The sequence below is a fragment of the Streptomyces sp. W16 genome, assembly GCF_033194735.1.
In the GTDB taxonomy this organism is placed as follows: domain Bacteria; phylum Actinomycetota; class Actinomycetes; order Streptomycetales; family Streptomycetaceae; genus Streptomyces.
In genome coordinates this window covers 1-21,920 of the sequence record NZ_JAWOAI010000115.1, presented here as the reverse complement: position 1 = coordinate 21,920, position 21,920 = coordinate 1, and the positions used below count along the sequence as shown (strand labels likewise).

Sequence of the window (21,920 nt, the reverse complement as noted above, 5' to 3'; positions counted from 1 at the left end):
CTCCGCCGCGGGGCCCGGGGTGGGCTCGGGCTTGGCGGCGGTCAGGGGCTGGGCCTCGTCTGCCAAGAGGACTCCTCGTGCGCGATCCGGGTCCCCCGGTCAGGCTCCGGAGTGCCCATGGTAGCGATCCCGGGCTCGGGGATCGCCTTCAGGCCGATGTGAGGGCCGTCTACCGGTGAAACACGAGAGGCGGGCACCGGATTCCTCCGGGCCCGCCTCCGCGGTGTCCTACGGGTGTCACAGGGCTTTCCTGGGGCCTTCCTGTGGCTGTCCCGCCGGCGTTCAGATCTGGAGCAGGGCCTCCAGGGGAGCCCCGGCGAGGGTCGGCGCGAGCCGGGCCCGGCCGCCCAGGAAACCGAGCTCCATGAGGACGGCCACACCGGCGACCTCGGCGCCCGCCCTGCGGATCAGCTGCAGGGAGGCCTCGGCGGTGCCGCCGGTGGCCAGGACGTCGTCGACGACCAGGACGCGGTCACCGGCGCTCAGGTCCTCGGCGTGCACCTCGATCTCGGCGGAGCCGTACTCCAGGTCGTACGCCTGGCTGAGCGTGGCTCCGGGGAGCTTGCCCGCCTTGCGCACGGGGATGAAGCCGACGCCCGCGCGGACGGCGACCGGGGCACCGAGGATGAAGCCACGGGCCTCCAGTCCTACGACCTTGGTGGCACCGGTGGTCACGACGATCTCGGCGAGCGCGTCCGTGAGGGCCGTGAACGCGGCCGGGTCCGCCAGGAGCGGGGTGATGTCCTTGAACATCACACCCGGCTCCGGGTAGTCGGCCACATCGCGGATACGGCTGAGCAGCAGCTCCTTGACGTCGGTCATCGGCGCTTCCCCGAGGGGCGGCCACGGCCGCGGTTGCGGGACGCCGGCTGGGTGCGCGGGCCCACGACCGCTGCCGCGTCGTCCGGCTCGTCGTCGTAGTCGTCGTCCGACCGGTTGGTGACCTCGGGCTCCGGCTGCTCGCCCTGTGCGGCGGCCTGGGCGCGCTTGGCGAGGACGCGCTTCTTGAGCGCCTTCATCTGCGGCTCGGCCTCCTTGAGGTCGGCGACGAGCGGCGTGGCGATGAAGATCGAGGAGTACGCACCGGCCGCGAGACCGACGAACAGCGACAGCGAGATGTCGTTGAGGACACCCGCGCCGAGGAAGCCGCCGCCGATGAACAGCAGGGCCCCGACCGGCAGCAGCGCGACGACCGTGGTGTTGATCGAACGCACCAGGGTGCCGTTGATCGAGCGGTTGGCGATGTCGCTGTAGGTCCAGCGGGTCTGCTTGGTGATGTCCTTGGTCTGCTCCTTGAGGCTGTCGAAGACGACGACCGTGTCGTAGAGCGAGTAACCGAGGATGGTCAGCAGACCGATCACCGTGCCGGGCGTGACCTCGAAGCCGACGAGGGCGTAGATGCCGATGGTGATGGTGATGTCGTGGATCAGGGCGACGAGCGCGGCCAGGGCCATGCGCCACTCGAAGGCGATCGCCAGATAGATCACGACCAGCACCATGAAGATCGCCAGGCCCTCCCAGGCCTTGTTGGCGATCTGGTCACCCCAGCTGGGGCCGACCAGGTCCGCGGCGATGCTCTCGGAGCTGACGTTCAGGTCCTTCGACAGCTGCTTCTTGATGCTGTCGGACTTGTCGGTGTCGATGCCGGCGATCTGGATGCGCAGGCTGCCGTCACCGAGCTTCTGGACGACCGCGTCGTGGCCGGAGGCGTCCTCGGCGTACTTCTCCGCCTGGCTCACCGAGGCGCTCATGCCCTTCGGCGTGGTGAAGGCGGCGCCGCCCTGGAACTCGATGCCCATGTTCAGGCCGCGCACCGTCAGGCCGAGGATGGCCGTGATGGTGATCAGGATCGAGATGCCGTACCAGATCTTGCGATTGCCGACGAAGTCGTACCCGACCTCGCCACGGTGCAGTCGGGCGCCGAGGTTGCCGAGTTTCGACATCTCACGCCTCCTTCGGGTCGACAGGGCCCGCGGCGGAACCGGCGGGGCGGCGGGTGCGGCGCAGCGGAGGCTTGGCGCCCAGCGCCTTCGGGTCGATGCCGGACCACTTGTGGCCGTCCGCGAAGAACTTCCTGCGGGCGAGGATGGTCATCAGCGGCTTGGTGAAGAGGAAGACGACGACCACGTCGAGCACGGTGGTCAGACCGAGGGTGAACGCGAAGCCCTGGACCTTGCCGACGGTGACGATGAACAGCACCGCGGCGGCGAGGAACGACACGAAGTCGGAGACCAGGATGGTGCGCCGGGCACGGGGCCAGGCCCGCTCGACGGAGGGACGCAGCGAGCGGCCCTCGCGGATCTCGTCCCGGATGCGTTCGAAGAACACGATGAACGAGTCCGCGGTGATACCGATCGCGACGATCGCGCCGCAGACGGCCGGCAGGTTCAGCGCGAAGCCGATGCCCGGGCCGAGCAGCGCCATGATCACGTACGTGAGGATCGCGGAGACCAGCAGCGAGGGGATCGCGATGACCGACAGGCCGCGGTAGAAGATCAGCAGGTAGATGACGACCAGCGCGAGGCCGATCGCGCCCGCGATCAGACCGGCGTGCAGCTGCTCACCGCCGAGCGCCGCGGTCACCGTGGTGACGCTGTCCGTCTTGAAGGTCAGCGGCAGGGCGCCGTACGACAGCATGTTGGCGAGGCTCTGGGCCTCTTGCTGGGAGAAGCTGCCGGAGATCTCCGCGCTGCCGCCGGTGATCGACGAGGTGACGGAGGGGCTGGAGACGACCTGGCCGTCGAGGACGATGCCGAACTCGTTCTGCGGGCTGGTGTTCTTCGCCAGTTCGCCGGTGACCTTGGCGAACTTGTCGCCGCCCTTGCCGGTGAAGTCCATGGTGACCTGCCAGCCGGCGGCGGTCGTCGTGTTCAGGACGGCCGCGGCCTTCTTGACGTCGGTGCCGTCGACCGCGGCGGGACCGAGCAGGTACTTGTACCAGACGCCGGAGATCTGGCCGCAGGCCACGGTCGCGTCGGTGGCCTTGGCAGTCCTGCCCGCGGTGTTCTGGACCGACTTCTTGGAGCAGTCGAGCGCGGTGTACTGGGCCTCCAGCTTGGCCGCCGCCGCGCTGGCGGCGCTGCTGCTGGACGCCGACGGGGTGGCGCTGGCCGAGGCCGAGGCGCTGGGGCTCGCGGACGAGGTGGAGTCGGCCTTCAGGGCGTCGCTGACGGCACGTCCCTGCGAGGTCGCGGTGGCCGACGGTGTCGCGGAGCCGGTCTTGGACGAGGAGGCGGTCGTCTTGGGGCTGGCCGAGCTCGACGGGCTGCTGGAAGCGCTGCCGGACGCGCTCGGGGACGGGCTCGCCGACGCGCCGACCGACGGGTCATTGGCCAGGACCGGGCGGAAGTACAGCTTGGCCGTGGTACCGACCTGCTGCCGCGCCTGCTCCGAGTTCGTGCCCTTGGGGATGTTGACGATGATGTTCCTGCTGCCCTGCGTCTGGACCTCGGCCTCCGAGACACCAAGACCATTGACACGGCGGTTCATGATGTCGACCGCGGTGTCCATGTTGGCCTTGTTGATCGCGGACTCCTGGCCCTTCTCCGGGACGGCCCGGAGGGTGATGCTCGTGCCGCCGGCCAGGTCGATGCCGAGACGCGGAGTGGTGTGCCCGGATGCGAACATGCCACCGGTGAGCGCCACGATGGCGATCAGGATGAGGGCCAGCGAGCGCCCTGGCTTGCTCTGGGCGCTCGCGCTACGGCCCCTCTTAGGTGCTGCCACCTTCTCGTACTCCCTCTCGGGCCGCTCCGCGCCGGGTCAGCGCGCCTGCGGCCATGACATGGTGTCGGGATCCCGTGCGAGCGACGCACGTACCCGGGGTGCGCGGGGCGCGAGCGGGTCGCGCCGCGCTCCCGGGACGTGACTACTTCGCTTCGGAGTCGCCGTCGGTCTTCTTCGGCTCTTCGTCCGTCTTGGCCTCTGCGGCCTCGGCCTGCTCCTCGGTGGCGTCGGCCGGCTCGTCGGCCGCGTCCTTCTTGCCGAGGTCGATGGGCTTGTCGTCGGAAGAGTCGGCGGCGGGCTCGTCGGTCTCGGTGAGGGAGGAAGCGTCGTCCGGGACGATGTCGGCGTCGTCCTTCAGGTCGTGCTCGACGCCGTGGACGATGCGGTTGTACTCGTCGTCGGTGAGGACGGCGCCGATCGCGTTCTTCGCGAAGAGGAGCTCGACACCGGGGCCGGCGTCGAGGAGAACCGTCTCCTCGTTGACCTCCTTGACCGTCGCGTACACGCCCCCGATCGTGCGGACGCCGGTGCCGGGCTGCATGTCATTACGCATCGACGCGGCCGCCTGCTGCTTGCGCTTGGCAGAGCGGGTCATCAGGAACATGGCCCCGATGAGCACGATGAACGGGAGGATGGTCACGATATTCACGGGACGGAATTTCCTTCGCACGACCGCGGCGGTGAGCGGCCTGGTGGATGGGGGTGGTCGGCGCCGCCCACAAAGGCGGCATCGGCGGAGTCTAAGCGAGTCCACGCTGATGGAACAACGCACAGCATGGCACCGGGGTTCCTGACCCGGCCAGTGCCCCCGCCGTCACGCCCCGAACAGGTCCCCTTGTCCGTTTCCCCCGGTTGACGAGCGGGGCGGGGTGAGGCCGAGGTGGACCCAGGCGGCGGGGGTGGCGACCCGTCCCCGGGGAGTACGGGCCAGCAGACCTTCGCGTACGAGAAAGGGTTCGGCGACCTCTTCGACGGTCTCGCGCTCCTCCCCTACCGCGACCGCGAGCGTGGAGAGGCCGACCGGTCCGCCGCCGAACAGCTTGAGCAGGGCCTCCAGGACACCGCGGTCGAGCCGGTCGAGTCCGCGGCCGTCGACCTCGTACACCTTGAGGGCGGCGCCTGCGATGTCCCGGGTGATGAAGCCGTCGGCCTTGACCTGCGCGTAGTCCCGTACGCGGCGCAGCAGCCGGTTGGCGATGCGGGGCGTGCCGCGGGAGCGGCCGGCGATCTCGGCGGCGCCGGCGGGGTCGATCTCCACGTCGAGGAGGTTCGCCGACCGGTGGATGACGCGCTCCAGCTCGGTGGGTTCGTAGAACTCCATGTGCGCGGTGAAGCCGAAGCGGTCGCGCAGCGGTGGCGGCAGCAGTCCCGCGCGCGTGGTGGCGCCGACCAGGGTGAACGGCGGCAGTTCGAGGGGGATCGCGGTGGCGCCGGGGCCCTTGCCGACGATGACGTCGACGCGGAAGTCCTCCATCGCCATGTAGAGCATCTCTTCGGCGGGCCGCGACATGCGGTGGATCTCGTCGAGGAAGAGGACCTCGCCCTCCTGGAGGGAGGAGAGGATCGCGGCGAGGTCGCCGGCGTGCTGGATGGCGGGGCCGCTGGTGATGCGGATGGGGGCTTCCATCTCGGCCGCGATGATCATCGAGAGGGTGGTCTTGCCGAGGCCGGGGGCGCCGGAGAGGAGCACGTGGTCGGCGGTGGCGCCACGCGCGCGTGCGGCGCGCAGGACCAGGTCGAGCTGTTCGCGGACCTTCTCCTGGCCGATGAACTCGCCCAGGTCCTTGGGGCGCAGGGCGGCCTCGACGGCCTGGTCCTCGCGGTCGGCGACCGAGCCCACCAGCCGCTCGGCGGCGGTCTCGTCGGTCGTGTCGTCCCAGTTCACTGACGTCTCCTAGCGGGCGCGGTTCAGGGTCTGCAGGGCGGCCTTGAGCAACTGCCCCACCTGCGGCGCCCCTTCGGCGGCCTCGGCCTGCGGTGCTACGGCGGCCACGGCCTCGTCGGCCTCGCGGGTGGCGTACCCGAGGCCGATGAGAGCCGCGTGCAGCTGGTCGCGCCAGCCGCTGGTGACCGGGGCGCCGATCGCCGGGGCGTTGCCCACGGGTGCGCCGAGCCGGTCCTTGAACTCAAGGAGCAGCTTCTGCGCGCCCTTCTTGCCGATGCCGGGCACCGCCATCAGCGCCTTCTCGTCACCGGAGGCGACCGCTCGGCGCAGGGCGTCCGGGGTGTGCACGGCCAGCATCGCCTGCGCGAGCCGGGGGCCGACACCGGTCGCGGTCTGGAGCAGTTCGAAGATCTGGCGTTCGTCGTCGTCCACGAAGCCGTACAGGGTGAGCGAGTCCTCGCGGACGACGAGGGAGGTGGCGAGCTTGGCGGGCTTGCCGAGGCGGAGCGTGGACAGCGTGTTCGGCGTGCACTGGATCGCCATGCCGACACCGCCGACCTCGACCACCGCGGCATCGGGAGCGAGTGCGGCGACCGTGCCACTGACGAAGGCGATCATGCGGGGCGGCCTTTCGAAGCGTTCGATGCTTTGGCTGCGTGCAGGGCGACGGCCTGCTGAAGTCGGTTCTGGGCCACCGCCTGTTGGAGGCGGTGCTGCGCTGGGGCTCGCCAGATGTGGCAGATGGCGAGGGCGAGGGCGTCGGCCGCGTCGGCGGGCTTGGGGGGTGCGTCGAGCCTGAGCAGGCGGGTGACCATGGCGCCGACCTGGGCCTTGTCGGCGCGCCCGCTGCCGGTGACGGCGGCCTTGACCTCGCTCGGGGTGTGCAGGGCGACCGGGATGCCACGGCGGGCGGCGCACAGCATGGCGACCGCGCTGGCCTGGGCGGTGCCCATCACCGTACGGACGTTGTGCTGGCTGAACACCCGCTCCACGGCGACGAATTCGGGACGGTGTTCGTCGAGCCACGCTTCGATGCCCTGCTCGATGGCGACGAGGCGCAGCCCCAACTCGGCGTCCGCCGGGGTCCGTACGACACCGACGCCGACCATGGTGAGCGGCCGGCCCGCAACGCCTTCGACGACACCGACACCGCATCGCGTGAGACCGGGGTCGACTCCGAGTACCCGCACACCAACCCCCCTTTTTTTGCGGCTAAACCGCCGCCGCTCTCGCGGACCTGGCTGAGCACCGTCGGGGTTCCTCAATTGATGATTGCGGTCCGCGGTCGGTGATCTTTGACTTCCGCCAGGCTATCCGCTGCCACCGACAACGGCGGCGGGCCGACGGGACGTGTCCCGTCGGCCCGCCGAAATCCCGCTCAGCTCGCGGCAGCGCTACGCGTCGACCTTCTCCATCACTTCGTCGCTGACGTCGAAGTTGGCGAAGACGTTCTGCACGTCGTCGCTGTCCTCCAGGGCGTCGATCAGCTTGAAGATCTTGCGGGCGCCGTCCTCGTCGAGCTCGACCTGCATGGTCGGGACGAAGTTGGCGTCGGCGGAGTCGTAGTCGATGCCTGCTTCCTGGAGCGCGGTGCGGACCGCGACCAGGTCGGTGGCCTCGGAGATGACCTCGTAGGACTCACCGAGGTCGTTGACCTCCTCGGCGCCCGCTTCGAGCACGGCACCCAGGACGTCGTCCTCGGACAGCTCGCCCTTGGGGACGACGACGACGCCCTTGCGGTTGAAGAGGTACGAGACGGAGCCGGGGTCGGCCATGTTCCCGCCGTTGCGGGTCATGGCGACGCGGACGTCCGAGGCGGCGCGGTTGCGGTTGTCGGTGAGGCACTCGATGAGCACCGCGACACCGTTCGGGCCGTAACCCTCGTACATGATGGTCTCGTAGTCGGCGCCACCGGCTTCGAGGCCGGCGCCGCGCTTGACGGCGGAGTCGATGTTCTTGTTCGGGACCGAGCTCTTCTTGGCCTTCTGGATGGCGTCGAACAGCGTCGGGTTGCCGGACACATCGGCGCCACCGGTGCGGGCCGCGACCTCGATGTTCTTGATCATCTTCGCGAAGAGCTTGCCGCGCTTGGCGTCGATCACGGCCTTCTTGTGCTTCGTCGTAGCCCATTTAGAGTGGCCGGACATCTGCCTGTCTCCTTCGCGTAACCCAACTCTTTACGAACCCCAGAGATCCTACTAGGACCCCGGAGCCAGGTTCGCGCGCACCATGTCGACGAACAGGGAGTGCACGCGGTGGTCGCCGGTCAGTTCCGGGTGGAACGACGTGGCGAGCGCGTTGCCCTGGCGGACCGCGACGATGTGGCCCTCGTGTTCGGCGAGGACCTCGGTCTCGGCGCCGACGGACTCGACCCAGGGGGCGCGGATGAAGACGCCCTCCACAGGATCGCCCTCAATCCCCCGGACGTCGACAGCTGCTTCGAAGGACTCGTTCTGCCGTCCGAAGGCGTTGCGGCGCACGATCATGTCGATGCCGCCGACGGTCTCCTGGCCCGAGCGCGGGTCGAGGATCTTGTCGGCGAGCATGATCAGGCCGGCGCAGGTGCCGTAGACGGGCATCCCCGCACGCACGCGTGCGCGCAGGGGCTCCATCAGTCCGAAGAGGACGGCCAGCTTGGAGATGGTGGTGGACTCACCCCCGGGGATGACGAGGGCGTCCACCTCGGCGAGTTCCTCGGGGCGTCTGACCTGCCTGGCCACGGCGTCGGCCGCGGCCAGGGCGATCAGGTGTTCCCGTACGTCGCCCTGGAGCGCGAGCACTCCGACTACGGGAGTGGTCATCACCAGCCCCGGTTCGCGTAACGCTCGGCCTCGGGGAGGGTGTCGCAGTTGATGCCGACCATGGCCTCGCCGAGGTTGCGGGACGCGTCCGCGATGATCTTCGGGTCGTCGTAGAACGTGGTGGCCTTCACGATGGCGGCGGCACGCTTGGCCGGGTCGCCGGACTTGAAGATGCCGGAGCCGACGAAGACGCCCTCTGCGCCGAGCTGGCGCATCAGCGCGGCGTCGGCCGGGGTGGCGACGCCACCGGCGGAGAACAGCACGACCGGGAGCTTGCCCAGCTCGGCGACCTCGCGGACCAGCTCGTACGGGGCGCGCAGGTCCTTGGCGGCGGCGTACAGCTCGTTGTTGTCGAAGCCGCGCAGGCGGGCGATCTCGTTCTTGATCTGGCGCAGGTGGCGGACCGCCTCGACGACGTTGCCGGTGCCGGCCTCGCCCTTGGAGCGGATCATCGCGGCGCCCTCGGCGATACGGCGCAGGGCCTCGCCCAGGTTGGTGGCACCGCAGACGAAGGGGGTGGTGAAGGCGAACTTGTCGCTGTGGTTGACCTCGTCGGCCGGGGTGAGGACCTCGGACTCGTCGATGTAGTCGACGCCGAGGGACTGCAGGACCTGGGCCTCGACGAAGTGGCCGATGCGGGACTTGGCCATGACCGGGATGGAGACCGCCTCGATGATCTCCTCGATCATGTTCGGGTCGGACATCCGGGCCACGCCGCCGTCCTTGCGGATGTCGGCGGGGACCCGCTCCAGGGCCATGACGGCCACGGCACCGGCGTCCTCCGCGATCTTCGCCTGCTCGGCGTTGACCACGTCCATGATCACACCGCCCTTGAGCTGCTCGGCCATGCCGCGCTTGACGCGCGCGGTGCCGGTCTCGGGAGTCTGGGCGGAGCTGGGGGTGCTGGACACGGGGTGACCTCACTCGGTGAAAGAGGGTTGCTGCAGTACCGAGGAAACGTCAGAGATGCAGGCCACAGCAAGGGCCAATGAACAGCCGGTGGATCGTTTTCGAACCGCTGTGCCCGTGGGCAACCGCTACGCGGCCCGGTCCACCAGTGCCGCCGGTGGCTCGTCGTCCATCTCGAAGGCCATCGGGAAGGGGGCGTGTCCGGCCAGTCGGAACCAGCGGACCTTGCGGTGTTCGCGCAGGCGGCGGGCCGCGCCCACGGCGTTGTTGTGGAAGCGCCGGGCCATCGGGACGCGTCGTACCGCCTCCGCCAGTTCGCGGGCCGCCTCCTCGCCGCCGGGCGCCTCCCGTACGGCCTCCACCTGCTGGGCCTCCGCGAAGACCGCGCGCAGGGCCTGGCTCAACTCGCTCTCGGAGAACTCTCGTTGCTCCTCCTCGGCCTGCCGGGCGGCGTGTGCCGCCTCGTAGAGCACGATCGAGGCGGCCGGGTCGAGGACTCCGGAGGTGGCCAGTTCCTGGGTCACCGAGGCGCGGCGCAGCAGTTGGGCGTCGAGCGCCGCGCGGGCCGCGTCGATCCGGGTGTGCAGCCGGTCGAGCCGCCCCGCGGTCCAGCTCAGGTACAGGCCGATCGCCACGAGGGCGACGAGGATCCAGATCAGGGTTGGCGTCACGGGCGGCAAGGCTACCCGGCCGCGGTCACGGTCCTGTCAGGTCCCACGCGCACCGGAAACCCCCGTGCCCCGTCGACGAGTCGGGGGTGTTCTTCGAACGGGCGGCGACCCGGTAGCGATGACAGTAGGAGGCGTGGCAGAGGTACGAGCCGCCGCGGATCACGCGTTCCTCGCCGCCCGGGAGGAATGGGTCGGCGCACCACTCCCACACGTTGCCCGATGTGTTGAACAGACCGAAGCCGTTGGGTTCGTACGCGTCGACGGGGACCGTTCCGGTGGCGCCGCCGGGGCGGGTGCTGACCCGTGGGAAGTCGCCCTGCCAGGTGTTCAGTTGCTCGGGGGCGAAATCGTCGCCCCAGGGGTAACGCCGACCGTCGAGGCCACCGCGCGCCGCGTACTCCCACTCGGCCTCGGTGGGCAGCCGGGCGCCCGCCCAGGCGCAGTAGGCGAGCGCGTCGTGGTGGGAGAGGTGTATGGCGGGGTGGTCCGGGCGGGCCGCGACGTCCGAACCGGGGCCCTCCGGTGTGCTCCAGGAGGCGCCTTCCACACCGAGCCACCAGGGGGCCGCCTCGACCTGGCCGAACACGGCGTCCCGCGCGCGGGGGTGCAGCAGCAGATGGAACACGAACGAACTGCCGTACCGCTCCGCCTCAGTGACGTATCCGGTGTCGTCCACGAAGTGGGCGAAGCGCGCGTTGGAGACGGCGGTCGCGTCGATGCGGAACGGCTCGACGGTGACCGTCCGGACGGGGCCTTCGGCGTCCTCCGGGTAACCCTCGTCGAAGGCGTCGCCCATACGGAACTCGCCGCCGGGAAGAGTCACAGCGCAACCGTCGTCGGCGGATCGGCCACCAGGCACCGTGAGTTGGAAACCCGAACTGACGCTCCCGCGCGCGGGAGCACAGCACGGCCACCCCTCATGGTCGTCACCCGGTCCGCCCGACACCTCAGTCCCGGGCCAGCCCGAACCGCGCCCGCAGCCCGGTACGTTCGTCGGTGGCGACAGCCGCCGCGCCGGCGGTCACCGTCTCGTACACGGACAGGATGTCCGCCCCGACCGTCGACCAGTCGAACCGCCGCACATGAGCACTCCCGCTCCGGCGCAGCTGTGCCAGTCGCTCGGGGTCACCCAGGAGTCGTACGGCCGCCTCGGCGAGAGTGTCCGCGTCCTCGTTGGTGAACAGCTCGCCGGCCGCGCCCTGGTCGAGGACCTGTGCAAAGGCGGGCAGGTCGGAGGCGAGGACCGGGGCGCCCGCCGACATGGCCTCGACGAGGATGATGCCGAAGCTCTCGCCGCCGGTGTTGGGGGCGACGTAGAGGTCGATGCTGCGCAGGAAGCGGGCCTTGTCGTCGTCGCTGATCATGCCGAGGAACTCGACGCGTGAGCGCAGTTCCTCGGGGAGCGTCTCGACGGCCTCCTCCTCGTCGCCGCGCCCGGCGACCAGCAGCCTGGCGTTCGGGCGCTCGGCGAGGATCTTCGGCAGGGCCTTCATCAGCACCGGGAGGCCCTTGCGGGGTTCGTCGATACGCCCTATGAAGCCGATGGTCTCCCCCTGCCACTCCGGCTTGGGTTCGGCGCGGGCGAAGAAGTCGACGTCGACGCCGTTCGGGATGACGACCGCGTCCCCGCCGAGGTGCTCGACGAGCGTGCGGCGGGCGTACTCGCTCACGGCGATCCGCGCGCTGATCTTCTCCAGCGCGGCCTGAAGGATCGCGTACGCGGCGATCATCGCCCGGGAGCGCGGGTTCGAGGTGTGGAAGGTGGCGACGATCGGGCCCTGCGCGGCCCAGCAGGCCAGCAGACCGAGGGACGGCGACGTCGGCTCGTGGATGTGGATGACGTCGAACTCGCCGTCGTGCAGCCACCGTCGGACCCGGGCGGCCGACAGGAAGCCGAAGTTCAGCCGGGCCACCGAGCCGTTGTACGGCACCGGGACGGCACGGCCGGCCGAGACGACGTACGGCGGCAGCGGGGTGTCGTCGTCGGCCGGAGCGAGGACGGACACCTCGTGGCCGAGCCGGATGAAGTACTCGGCGAGGTCTCTGATGTGGAACTGGACGCCGCCGGGCACGTCCCAGGAGTAGGGGCAGACGATGCCGATCCTCACGAGGGTCCCTTCGTGGGATCGAGATCCGCGAGCCACAAGCGCTGCAGCATGTGCCAGTCCTCCGGGTGGTCGGCGATGCCGGTGGCGAAGGCGTCTGCCAGCGCCTGTGTCATGACAGACGTCTTCTCGGCCCGGTCACCTGACTCGGGCACCTCGACCGGCGGATGGACCCGTCCCCGCATGATCGGCGAGTCGTCGTACCAGAGCGTCACCGGGAGCAGCAGCGCGCCCGTCTGCTGGGCGAGGAGGGCCGGTCCGGCCGGCATCCGGGTGGCCTCGCCGAAGAAGTCGACCTCGACGCCGGAGGCGGACAGGTCGCGTTCGGCGACCAGGCAGACCAGGCCGCCGTCGCGCAGGCGCCGGGCCAGCGTGCCGAAGGCGGTGCCGCCGCTGTGCGGCAGGACCTCCATGCCGAGGCCCTCGCGGTAGGCGACGAACCGGTCGTAGAGCGTCTCCGGCTTGAGGCGTTCGGCCACCGTGGTGAAGGGGGTCTCCAGCTTGGTGGTGACCCAGGCGCCGGCGAGGTCCCAGTTGGCCATGTGGGGCAGCGCGAGGATGACTCCGCGGTCGGAGGCGATGCCGTCGGTCAGGTGATGCACGTCCTTGGGGTCGAAGCCCGCCTTCACGCGTTCGGCGCTCCAGGCGGGGAGCCGGAAGGACTCCATCCAGTAGCGCAGGTACGAGCGCATGCCCGCGCGCGAGAGCTCGGCGAGCCGCTCGGGGCTCGCGTCGGGCACCACGCGCGCGTAGTTGCTCTCCAGCCGCTGTACGCCCTTGCCGCGCCGCTTCCAGGCGAGGTCGGCGACGGTGCGGCCGAGCCGGACGGCGACCGGCTCGGGGAGTTTCTTGACGGCGCCCCAGCCGAGGCCGTAGAGCGCGTCCGTCAGCCGCTCCTGGGCACTGCTCACGGAGTCGCCCCGCTGCTGTGCTGTTCCGCGGCCTCCTCGGCCGCCGTGGCGTCGGCCTCCGCGGCCTCCCGGCGGACCGTGACGACCCGCTGGATCAGCGTGACGAGGCTGCCCACGGCGACGATCCACAGCGCGATCGGCAGCAGCCACTGGATGCCCGGGACGCCGAACTTGTGCAGTCCCGAGAGACCGCACGCGACCAGCGAGATGACGAGCCGCTCGGCCCGCTCGACGAGACCGTTGACGGCGACCGGCAGGCCGATCGACTCGCCGCGTGCCTTGGTGTACGACACGACCTGGCCGCTGGCCAGGCAGAAGATCGAGACGGCGCACAGGGCGATGTTGTCGCCGCCGCCCGCGTACCAGAGGGCCAGGCCGCCGAAGACCGCGCTGTCGGCCACCCGGTCGAGCGTGGAGTCCAGGAAGGCGCCCCAGCGGCTGGAGCGGCCCAGCTGGCGGGCCATGTTGCCGTCGACGAGGTCCGAGAACACGAACAGCGTGATCACGACCGTGCCCCAGAAGAACTCGCCCATGGGGTAGAAGACCAGCGCGCCCGCGACCACTCCGGCGGTGCCGAGGAGGGTGACCGTGTCGGGGCTGACGCCCCGGCGGATCAGAAACGCGGCGAACGGCGTGAGGACACGCGTGAAGAATGCACGCGCGTACTTGTTCAGCATGGCCTTCCCGAGGGTCGGTGTCGCCGCGCGGCCCCTGCTGGCCACCGGCTGGCCCATCGTAGCCACGCGCGCGCGTGGGCGACCGCCGGGCACCCGCGCGCCCATGTTTTGAATGGCTGCAGTACGAGGCGATGCCATCGGTGTCACGGCCCGATCGCGTCCGCTGTATGGACGCACCGTGACGGGAGTGGAAAGCTCGAACCACCGCGGGCGTCATCGGAGCCGCCACCGCACGCGGCACCGTGTGTCCGCGCCCACAGTGACCTCACCGTGCACGGGAGGCAAGGCCATGGGCGACAAGGCGAACGCACACCCCGGAGCCGCCGGCAGGGCTACGGCGGCCGACCACCCCGCGTCCGTACGGAATGTGGTGCTGGTCGGCCACTCCGGATCGGGCAAGACGACTTTGGTGGAGGCCCTCGCGCTGACCGCGGGGGCGGTGAACAGGGCGGGCCGCGTGGAGGACGGCGGCACCGTCTCCGACTACGACGAGATCGAGCACCGGCAGCAGCGCTCGGTGCAGCTCTCCCTGGTGCCCGTCGACTGGGACGGGTACAAGGTCAATCTTCTGGACACCCCCGGATACGCCGATTTCGTCGGCGAGTTGAGGGCCGGTCTGCGTGCGGCGGACGCGGCCCTCTTCGTCGTCTCGGCCTCCGACGGCGTGGACGGCTCGACCCGCATGGTGTGGGAGGAGTGCGCGGCGGTCGGCATGCCGCGCGCCATCGTCATCACGCATCTGGAGTCGGCGCGCGCGGACTTCGAGTCGATGACCCGGTACTGCGCGGAGGCGTTCGGCGCGGACGATCCCGACGCCGTACTCCCGCTGTACCTGCCGCTGCACGGCGCGCCGGGTCCTGACGGGCACGCGCCCGTGACCGGTCTGGTGGGGCTGCTGTCGCAGAAGCTGTTCGACTACGCGTCCGGGGAGCGCAAGGAGTCCGAGCCCGGGCCCGACCAGGTGCCCGGGATCGAGGAGGCCCGCAACCGGCTGATCGAGGGGATCATCTCGGAGAGCGAGGACGAGACCCTCATGGACCGCTATCTCGGCGGCGAGGACATCGACGTCAAGACGCTCATCGCGGACCTGGAGCGGGCCGTCGCGCGCGGGGTGTTCTTCCCCGTGCTGGCCGCCGCCCCCGCCGCCGAGGGCGCCCGGCAGGGTCTGGGCACGGTCGAGCTGCTTGAGCTGATCACGCGCGGTTTCCCGACCCCGCTGGAGCGCGAGGCGCCCGGGGTCACCACGGTCGACGGCAGGGCGCGGGAGCTCAAGGCGTGCGATCCGAACGGGCCGCTGGTCGCCGAGGTCGTGAAGACCGCCTCCGACCCGTACGTCGGCCGGGTCTCCCTGGTCCGCGTCTTCTCGGGCACCCTGCGCCCGGACCAGACGATCCATGTCTCCGGGCACGGGCTCGCCGACCGCGGGCACGAGGACCACGACGTCGACGAACGCGTCGGCGCCCTGTCCGCGCCCTTCGGCAAACAGCAGCGGGCGCTCACGCACTGCATCGCGGGCGACCTCGCGTGCGTGGCGAAGCTCGGCCGCGCGGAGACCGGGGACACCCTCTCGGCCAAGGACGACCCGCTCCTCATGGAGCCCTGGGAGATGCCCGACCCGCTGCTGCCGCTCGCCATCCAGGCGCACAGCAAGGCGGACGAGGACAAGCTCTCGCAGGGCCTGAGCAGGCTCGTCGCCGAGGACCCGACGATGCGCCTGGAACAGAACCAGGACACCCACCAGGTCGTCCTGTGGTGCCTCGGCGAGGCCCACGCGGACGTCGCGTTGGAGCGGCTGCGCAGTCGCTACGGCGTCCAGGTCGACGTCGTACCGCACAAGGTCTCCCTGCGGGAGACGTTCGCCGCCAAGGCGCAGGGGCGCGGCCGGCATGTCAAACAGTCGGGCGGGCACGGCCAGTTCGCGATCTGCGAGATCGAGGTCGAACCGCTGCCGGGCGGCACGGGCATCGAGTTCGTGGACAAGGTCATCGGCGGCGCGGTGCCGCGGCAGTTCATCCCGTCGGTGGAGAAGGGCGTAAGGGCCCAGGCGGCGAGGGGAGTTGCGGCCGGGCATCCGCTCCTCGACGTACGGATCACGCTGCTCGACGGCAAGGCGCACTCGGTGGACTCCTCGGACGCCGCGTTCCAGACGGCCGGCGCGCTGGCCCTGCGGGAGGCGGCGACCGACGCGAAGATCCATCTCCTGGAGCCGGTGGCCGAAGTGACCGTGCTGGTCGGCGACGACTACGTGGGCGCGGTGATGAGCGACCTGTCCGGGCGCCGCGGCCGGGTGCTCGGCACCGAGCAGACGACCGGCGGGCGCACACTGATCCGGGCCGAGGTGCCCGAGATCGAGATCGGCCGCTACGCCGTCGACCTCCGCTCCCTCTCGCACGGCACGGCACGCTTCAACCGCGCCTACGTCCGGCACGAACCGATGCCTCCGCAGATCGCCGAGCGGATCCGCGAACGGGCGGACGACGCCTAGGAGTTGATATCGAACGGCTCACTCGTGGCTGGCGAGGACCCACAAGTGGCCTAAATGGAACGATCTCTTCCGGGTAGGCGGGCGGTTTGGGCCGTCCGCCTACGGATGTCAGTGATGGCCGATACGCTGATGACCTGATCAACAGGTGTGCGGAGCACGGAAGTCGGGAAAGCCGCAGAAGCGGGAGCAGCGGCGATCGGGGGCAGGAATGACCTTTGACGGCGGTTATGCGGACATCTTCGGACCACAGGTGCCGCGTACGGGCGACGAGGGCCAGACGGCGACCTACGCGCTCGCGTCGGCGGCCTACCGGGACAACCCGGTCGGCGACATCAAGAAGGCCGACAACGAATGGCACCAGACAGGCGTCAACGAGGGCCGCAAGTGGGCGACGATCTTCCGCCCGAACCTCGGTGAGGCGTTCGCCGGAGCCGTCGTGGCCCGCATGCTCGGCCCCGGCCGCAAGCCGCTCATCCAGTCGTTCGGCACCGAGCCGCAGGCCGTCGTCGAACACGCCCTGGCGGCCAACAACATCCGCCGCGCACGGGACAACAGGCTGTCCATGATCATGGTGCTGTGCGGTCTGCTGTTCCTGCCCGGGCTCGTCGTCTGGCTGCTGGTCTTCCAGCTGCGCAGCCTGATCGACAAGCGCACCCAGACGAACAAGAGGGCCGGTGCGATCGCCACGACCCTGCTCGTCGCGGTGGGCGCGGTCGCCGTGATCTTCCTGGTCAAGATGCCCTTCGCGGGCTTCTGGTCCTGGTACGCACGCGCGTGCGTCGTCCTCCCCGTCGTCGGCTGGCTGTGGGCCAAGCAGGTCTGCGAGAACACCGCGAAGGACCTGCGCGGGCGCTGGGACAGCCTGCTCTCCGGCAGCAGCGTCGGCGCCAAGGTCCCCGAGGCGGTGCCGACCAGCCCCGGCGAGACCCAGGCCGAGCAGCTGCGCCAGTCCCTGGCCAAGCTCAGCGCCGAGCAGCAGTCCAACTCGATCTTCTACGCCGGCCCCAAGGGCATCCTCGGCATGGGCACCCGCTGGGGCAGCTGGCAGCTGGCCGAGGACCTGATCGCGCGCGACGAGAACCGGGAGATCCACCCCTTCCGCAGCTGGGACGTCATCCGCAACATCCATGACGACCTGCGCATGCTGGAGCGGAACACGATCAACACCGGCGGCTTCCCGAAGGCGTCGGTACGGCACTGGATCGTCACGCCGGTCGGCGAGGGCGCCAAGGCGGTGTCCCGGCCCGACGGCACGGACGTGGAGGCGTACCAGGTCAAGTCGCACGCGATACAGGACATCTGCAACAAGCAGCAGTTCGGCGCCGGCGACCGGCACTACCTGGGTGTCCAGTGGACGCTCTGGGAAGGGCAGTTGGTCATCACGATGATGATCACAGTGACCGTGCTGCACAAGACACTGCGCATCGAGATCACCGGGCACGCCCTCGGTCCCGTGAACTCACTGTTCACCGGCAAGCCCGAGGCCCCCACGAAGGACGTCCAGAAGACCCTCAAACCGTGGGAGACCCGCAAGGTCAAGCTCCCGCTGGTCCCCGCCGACGAGGTGGTACGGCTCGCCGTCCGCGCCCCGATCACCTGGTACCCGCCGCTGCTGAACTGGCTCGGGGGTTCCATATCCCTGCCCGAGCCCTTCGGCCTGCGGCACGCGTGGGCCGACCAGCCCTGGCGCCACCGCTTCATGGCGGACGACGCGCTGCGCGCCGCGACACCGGTGCTGCGCGTGGTGCACGCCGCGGCGATCCGGGTCCTCGACGAGAACGGCGTGGACACGGAGAAGTTCAGCAGCCGCTCATCGGCCCTCAGCGGAGGCGTGCAGGAGGTGTCACCGAAGAAAGCGGACCTCTACGACGCGTAGCCGACTGAACGATCGCGTGGCTCACGCCGTGGGCCACGCGTCCGCCAGCATCTTCCGTGTGTCCGCGAGGAGTTGGGGCAGCACCTTCGTGTGGCCGACCACCGGCATGAAGTTGGTGTCGCCGCCCCAGCGCGGGACGATGTGCTGGTGCAGATGGGCGGCGATACCCGCGCCCGCCACGCTCCCCTGGTTCATGCCGATGTTGAAGCCGTGGGCGCCGGACGCGGTACGCAGGGCCGTCATCGCCTGCTTGGTGAGCGCCGCGAGCTCCACGGTCTCCGCGTCGGTCAGGTCGGTGTAGTCGGCGACGTGACGGTAGGGCACGACCATCAGATGGCCGCCGTTGTACGGGTACAGATTGAGCACCCCGTACACCAGCTCACCACGCCTGACGATCAGCCCGTCCTCGTCCGATTTCGCCGGAATCGAGCAGAAGGGGCAACCGTCGTCGGCCCCGGGGCCGGTCGGCTTGTTCTCGCCCTGGATGTAGGCCATCCGGTGGGGCGTCCAGAGGCGCTGGAACGCGTCCGGCGTGCCCACTCCGATCTGCTGCTCCGGCTCACTCGTCATGCAAGTCAGCATATGGCTTCGCTCGTTCGCGGCGTGTCGCCGGGGTTGCGCGAAGGGCACCCGCCGCCAAGCTGGACCGATGGACGACGACAGTCGCAAGGCCCGGTGGGAGCGCCGCACCGAGGTTCCGCTCGCCATGGCGTCGATGGTCTACCTCGCCGCGTACGCGGTCCGCATCCTGGCCCACGGCCTGTCCGACGACTGGCAGGACCTCTGCCTCGCCGTGCTGTTCGCCGCCTGGGCGCTCTTCGCCGTCGACTACGCGGTCCGCTGGCGGCTGAGCGGCCAGGGGCTGCGCTTCGTCCGCACCCACTGGCTGGACACCCTGGTGCTGCTCCTGCCACTGCTGCGCCCACTGCGGGTCGTCAAGGTCTACGAGGCCGTACAGCGCCGACACGGACAGCCCCGGCTCGCGCTGCACGCGCGCGTGATCGTCTACGCCGGCCTGTCCACCGTCCTGCTGGGCTTCGCGGGCGCCCTCTCCGTCTACCAGGAGGAACACGCGGCTCCGGGCGCGACGATAAGGACCTTCGGCGACGCCGTCTGGTGGACCTGCGCCACCTTCGCGACCGTCGGCTACGGCGACGTCGCGCCGATCACCCCGCTCGGCCGCCTGATCGCCGTCGGCATGATGGCCATCGGCCTGGCCCTGCTCGGCGCGGTCACCGGAACCTTCGCCTCCTGGCTGCTCCAGGTCTTCGCGCGGGAGGACGACGAGAGGCCCCCGGGGATCTGAACTCCCGAGGGCCTCCCAGAACAACGACAGACTCAGACCTGCGCCCGCTCCGCCACGACCTGCTCGATCTTCGCGATGGCGTCGTCGAACGCGATGCCGTTCTCCTGCGAGCCGTCGCGGTAACGGAAGGACACCGTCCCGCCGTTCATGTCCTCGTCGCCGACGATGACCATGAACGGGACCTTCTGCTTCTGCGCGTTGCGGATCTTCTTCTGCATCCGGTCGGAGGAGGAGTCGACCTCGACACGCAGCCCCTTCTTCTTGGCCGCTACGGCGAACTTCTCCAGGTACTCGACGTGCGCGTCCCCGATCGGGATCCCGACCGCCTGCACCGGCGCCAGCCACGCCGGGAAGGCACCCGCGTAGTGCTCAAGGAGCACCGCGAAGAACCGCTCGATGGACCCGAACAGCGCCCGGTGGATCATGACCGGCCGCTGCTTGGAGCCGTCGGGACCCGTGTACTCCAGGTCGAACCGCTCGGGCAGGTTGAAGTCGAGCTGGACCGTCGACATCTGCCAGGTCCGGCCGATCGCGTCCTTCGTCTGGACGGAGATCTTCGGGCCGTAGAAGGCGGCGCCACCCGGGTCGGGAACGAGCGGCAGCCCCTGCTTCTCGGCGACCTGGCGCAGCGTCTCGGTGGCCTCTTCCCAGACCTCGTCCGAGCCGACGAACTTCTCCGGGTCCTTGGTGGACAGCTCCAGGTAGAAGTCGTTCAGGCCGTAGTCGCGCAGCAGGTTCAGGACGAAGGTGAGTGTCTTGTCGAGCTCGTCGGCCATCTGCTCGCGCGTGCAGTAGATGTGCGCGTCGTCCTGCGTGAAGCCGCGCGCGCGGGTCAGTCCGTGCACGACGCCGGACTTCTCGTACCGGTACACGGTCCCGAACTCGAAGAGGCGCAGCGGCAGTTCACGGTAGGAACGGCCGCGCGCGTCGAAGATCAGGTTGTGCATCGGGCAGTTCATGGGCTTGAGGTAGTAGTCCACGCCCTCGTCGAGCTGCATGGGCGGGTACATGCCGTCGGCGTACCAGTCCAGGTGCCCGGACGTCTCGAAGAGCTTCCCCTTCGTCGCGTGCGGGGTGTAGACGAACTCGTAGCCCTCCTCTTCGTGCCGGCGGCGCGAGTAGTCCTCCATGACCCGGCGGACGACGCCGCCCTTGGGGTGGAAGACGGCGAGGCCGGAGCCGATCTGCTCGGGGATCGAGAACAGGTCGAGCTCGTTGCCCAGCTTGCGGTGGTCGCGCTTCTCGGCCTCGATCAGGAAGTCGAGGTGCGCCTTCAGCTCCTCCTTGGAGGGCCAGGCGGTGCCGTAGATGCGCTGGAGCATCGGGTTCTTCTCGCTGCCGCGCCAGTACGCGGCGGCGTTGCGCATCAGCTTGAACGCCGGGATGTTGCGGGTGGTGGGCAGGTGGGGGCCTCGGCAGAGGTCCTTCCAGCACAGGTCGCCGGTCTTGGCGTCGAGGTTGTCGTAGATCGTCAGCTCGCCGCCGCCGACCTCGACGTCCGCGCCGTCGTCGGTCGAGGCGGAGCCCTTGATGCCGATGAGTTCGAGCTTGTACGGCTCGTTCGCCAGCTCCTCGCGGGCGTCCTCGTCGGTCACCACGCGCCGTGAGAAACGCTGGCCGCGCTTCTGGATCTCCTGCATCTTCTTCTCGACGGCCTTGAGATCCTCGGGCGTGAACGGCCGCTCGACGTCGAAGTCGTAGTAGAAGCCGTCCTTGACCGGCGGGCCGATACCGAGCTTGGCCTCGGGGAACAGCTCCTGCACGGCCTGCGCCATGACGTGCGCGGTGGAGTGGCGCAGGATGTTCAGGCCGTCGGCGGAGGAGATCTCGACGCCCTCGACCTCGTCACCCTCGGAGACGACGTAGGCCAGGTCCTTGAGCTCTCCGGCCACGCGCGCGGCGATGATCGAGCGCTCGCCGGCGAAGAGCTCGGCGGCCGTCGTGCCCGTCGTCACCGTGCGCTCTTCCCGCTCGGAATCGCGTTGGATGATCACGCGGACGTCTGACACCGGTCTCTCCTGACTGCGGGGTGGATGCGGCGCCATACCGTGAGCGCGCGCAATAGGGGATCGTACCGACCCTACGGGGCCCACCGCGAAACGGTTGCCGCGCTCCCCCTCCCTCAGTCCTCCCCGCTGCACGCCTCCTCGAAGAAGTCGAGGTTCTCCTGGAGGGACTTCATCAGCCGGTCCCGCTCCGCCTCGTCCACCTGCACGGGTACGACCCCGGAGGCGCCGGTCAGCCTGCGGAAGCCGCCCCGGCTCTCCAGCCGGCCGTGCACCCGCACCGGGAGCCCGACCAGGTGGGCATGACCCGCTATCCGGTACGACTCCTCGTCCAGCGACATTCGAACGTGCCCGACCTCGGCGCCTGCGATCACCTGCATCCGTACGGTGCCCTCGCCGCGCGGCCCCGACCTGCGCATCCGCACCACCGAGCCGGTGATGCGCACCGGCATGGCCGGTTCCTCGCGGAGATAGCGGGCGCCGGCCGCGCGCAGCACGGGCAGGTCGCCGGGCGAGAACTCGACGGCCTCGGCGGGGGCGGCACAGCCCTCGGGGACGCCCG

Annotated in this window: 20 protein-coding genes and 1 pseudogene; 3 read left to right on the top strand and 18 right to left on the bottom strand. The window is 69.9% G+C overall.

All coding sequences use genetic code 11. The features are described from left to right. Window positions 1-282 precede the first annotated feature (282 nt). The 15 genes from R6V09_RS17695 to pgsA form a co-directional block, all read right to left on the bottom strand. Entirely contained in the window at window positions 283-822 is a 540-nt protein-coding gene (locus tag R6V09_RS17695; RefSeq protein WP_317882375.1) for an adenine phosphoribosyltransferase, read from the bottom strand. Then, complete coding sequence (gene secF, locus R6V09_RS17690; protein WP_317882374.1) at window positions 819-1,943, bottom strand: protein translocase subunit SecF; 1,125 nt, start codon at window positions 1,941-1,943, stop codon at window positions 819-821. The genes R6V09_RS17695 and secF overlap by 4 nt, the downstream gene beginning before the upstream one ends. 1 nt (window position 1,944) lies before the next feature. Continuing rightward, window positions 1,945-3,726: a protein translocase subunit SecD gene (secD, locus tag R6V09_RS17685; RefSeq protein ID WP_317882373.1), complete on the bottom strand. Its 1,782-nt coding sequence runs from the start codon at window positions 3,724-3,726 to the stop codon at window positions 1,945-1,947. A gap of 142 nt (window positions 3,727-3,868) precedes the next feature. Further along, window positions 3,869-4,375, bottom strand: a complete 507-nt coding sequence (yajC, locus tag R6V09_RS17680; RefSeq protein WP_317882372.1) for a preprotein translocase subunit YajC — start codon at window positions 4,373-4,375, stop codon at window positions 3,869-3,871. 165 nt (window positions 4,376-4,540) lie between these two features. After that, window positions 4,541-5,611 carry a Holliday junction branch migration DNA helicase RuvB gene (gene ruvB / locus R6V09_RS17675; RefSeq protein WP_317882371.1) on the bottom strand — a complete coding sequence of 357 codons (1,071 nt, stop codon included), beginning with the start codon at window positions 5,609-5,611 and terminating at the stop codon, window positions 4,541-4,543. 9 nt (window positions 5,612-5,620) lie between these two features. Then, entirely contained in the window at window positions 5,621-6,229 is a 609-nt protein-coding gene (ruvA, locus tag R6V09_RS17670) for a Holliday junction branch migration protein RuvA (RefSeq protein ID WP_317882370.1), read from the bottom strand. Continuing rightward, window positions 6,226-6,801, bottom strand: a complete 576-nt coding sequence (gene ruvC, locus R6V09_RS17665) for a crossover junction endodeoxyribonuclease RuvC (protein WP_317882369.1) — start codon at window positions 6,799-6,801, stop codon at window positions 6,226-6,228. Before ruvC ends, ruvA begins: the two co-directional genes overlap by 4 nt. A gap of 204 nt (window positions 6,802-7,005) precedes the next feature. Continuing rightward, a complete protein-coding gene (locus tag R6V09_RS17660) occupies window positions 7,006-7,758 on the bottom strand; it encodes a YebC/PmpR family DNA-binding transcriptional regulator (protein WP_317882368.1) in 753 nt (250 codons plus the stop codon). 51 nt (window positions 7,759-7,809) lie between these two features. Further along, complete coding sequence (pdxT, locus tag R6V09_RS17655; RefSeq protein ID WP_317882367.1) at window positions 7,810-8,412, bottom strand: pyridoxal 5'-phosphate synthase glutaminase subunit PdxT; 603 nt, start codon at window positions 8,410-8,412, stop codon at window positions 7,810-7,812. Continuing rightward, the gene (gene pdxS, locus R6V09_RS17650; RefSeq protein ID WP_093624535.1) at window positions 8,412-9,323 is read right to left on the bottom strand and encodes a pyridoxal 5'-phosphate synthase lyase subunit PdxS; all 912 of its coding nucleotides are present in this window, start codon (window positions 9,321-9,323) and stop codon (window positions 8,412-8,414) included. The genes pdxT and pdxS overlap by 1 nt, the downstream gene beginning before the upstream one ends. A 126-nt stretch (window positions 9,324-9,449) precedes the next feature. After that, window positions 9,450-9,992 carry a hypothetical protein gene (locus tag R6V09_RS17645; protein ID WP_317882366.1) on the bottom strand — a complete coding sequence of 181 codons (543 nt, stop codon included), beginning with the start codon at window positions 9,990-9,992 and terminating at the stop codon, window positions 9,450-9,452. Between the two features lie 25 nt (window positions 9,993-10,017). Beyond that, window positions 10,018-10,851: a formylglycine-generating enzyme family protein gene (locus tag R6V09_RS17640; RefSeq protein WP_442810075.1), complete on the bottom strand. Its 834-nt coding sequence runs from the start codon at window positions 10,849-10,851 to the stop codon at window positions 10,018-10,020. Window positions 10,852-10,939: 88 nt separating this feature from the next. After that, complete coding sequence (locus tag R6V09_RS17635) at window positions 10,940-12,100, bottom strand: glycosyltransferase family 4 protein (protein WP_317882364.1); 1,161 nt, start codon at window positions 12,098-12,100, stop codon at window positions 10,940-10,942. Further along, window positions 12,097-13,008, bottom strand: coding sequence for a phosphatidylinositol mannoside acyltransferase (locus R6V09_RS17630; protein WP_317882363.1), 912 nt, complete (start codon window positions 13,006-13,008; stop codon window positions 12,097-12,099). Before R6V09_RS17630 ends, R6V09_RS17635 begins: the two co-directional genes overlap by 4 nt. Further along, a complete protein-coding gene (pgsA, locus tag R6V09_RS17625) occupies window positions 13,005-13,742 on the bottom strand; it encodes a phosphatidylinositol phosphate synthase (RefSeq protein WP_317882376.1) in 738 nt (245 codons plus the stop codon). Before pgsA ends, R6V09_RS17630 begins: the two co-directional genes overlap by 4 nt. Before the next feature lie 232 nt (window positions 13,743-13,974). Between pgsA and R6V09_RS17620 the strand changes: the two genes are divergently transcribed. Both R6V09_RS17620 and R6V09_RS17615 read left to right on the top strand, forming a co-directional pair. Beyond that, entirely contained in the window at window positions 13,975-16,170 is a 2,196-nt protein-coding gene (locus R6V09_RS17620) for an elongation factor G-like protein EF-G2 (protein ID WP_317882362.1), read from the top strand. 208 nt (window positions 16,171-16,378) lie between these two features. Then, on the top strand, window positions 16,379-18,046 hold the full coding sequence (locus R6V09_RS17615; protein WP_317882361.1) for a hypothetical protein: 1,668 nt from the start codon (window positions 16,379-16,381) through the stop codon (window positions 18,044-18,046). A 21-nt stretch (window positions 18,047-18,067) separates the two neighbouring features. Here R6V09_RS17615 and R6V09_RS17610 read toward each other — a convergent pair whose 3' ends face one another. Then, window positions 18,068-18,628 (bottom strand): HIT family protein, encoded by a 561-nt coding sequence (locus R6V09_RS17610; protein ID WP_019066352.1) that lies wholly within the window; start codon window positions 18,626-18,628, stop codon window positions 18,068-18,070. 67 nt (window positions 18,629-18,695) lie between these two features. On the opposite strand from R6V09_RS17610, the gene R6V09_RS17605 reads away from it, so the two are divergent. Further along, on the top strand, window positions 18,696-19,352 hold the full coding sequence (locus R6V09_RS17605) for a potassium channel family protein (RefSeq protein ID WP_317882360.1): 657 nt from the start codon (window positions 18,696-18,698) through the stop codon (window positions 19,350-19,352). Window positions 19,353-19,384: 32 nt separating this feature from the next. Here R6V09_RS17605 and thrS read toward each other — a convergent pair whose 3' ends face one another. Next, on the bottom strand, window positions 19,385-21,361 hold the full coding sequence (thrS, locus tag R6V09_RS17600; RefSeq protein WP_317882359.1) for a threonine--tRNA ligase: 1,977 nt from the start codon (window positions 21,359-21,361) through the stop codon (window positions 19,385-19,387). 113 nt (window positions 21,362-21,474) lie between these two features. Beyond that, window positions 21,475-21,920 (bottom strand): annotated as a pseudogene (locus R6V09_RS17595) (hypothetical protein); the annotation flags it as partial.

What these genes read in the sequence shown, in the direction of transcription:
- R6V09_RS17695 (WP_317882375.1), bottom strand. Translation starts at nt 822, where the DNA reads ATGACCGACGTCAAGGAGCTGCTGCTCAGCCGTATCCGCGATGTGGCC.
- secF (WP_317882374.1), bottom strand. Translation starts at nt 1,943, where the DNA reads ATGTCGAAACTCGGCAACCTCGGCGCCCGACTGCACCGTGGCGAGGTC.
- ruvA (WP_317882370.1), bottom strand. Translation starts at nt 6,229, where the DNA reads ATGATCGCCTTCGTCAGTGGCACGGTCGCCGCACTCGCTCCCGATGCC.
- R6V09_RS17660 (WP_317882368.1), bottom strand. Translation starts at nt 7,758, where the DNA reads ATGTCCGGCCACTCTAAATGGGCTACGACGAAGCACAAGAAGGCCGTG.
- pdxT (WP_317882367.1), bottom strand. Translation starts at nt 8,412, where the DNA reads ATGACCACTCCCGTAGTCGGAGTGCTCGCGCTCCAGGGCGACGTACGG.
- pgsA (WP_317882376.1), bottom strand. Translation starts at nt 13,742, where the DNA reads ATGGGCCAGCCGGTGGCCAGCAGGGGCCGCGCGGCGACACCGACCCTC.
- R6V09_RS17620 (WP_317882362.1), top strand. Translation starts at nt 13,975, where the DNA reads ATGGGCGACAAGGCGAACGCACACCCCGGAGCCGCCGGCAGGGCTACG.
- R6V09_RS17615 (WP_317882361.1), top strand. Translation starts at nt 16,379, where the DNA reads ATGACCTTTGACGGCGGTTATGCGGACATCTTCGGACCACAGGTGCCG.
- R6V09_RS17610 (WP_019066352.1), bottom strand. Translation starts at nt 18,628, where the DNA reads ATGCTGACTTGCATGACGAGTGAGCCGGAGCAGCAGATCGGAGTGGGC.
- R6V09_RS17605 (WP_317882360.1), top strand. Translation starts at nt 18,696, where the DNA reads ATGGACGACGACAGTCGCAAGGCCCGGTGGGAGCGCCGCACCGAGGTT.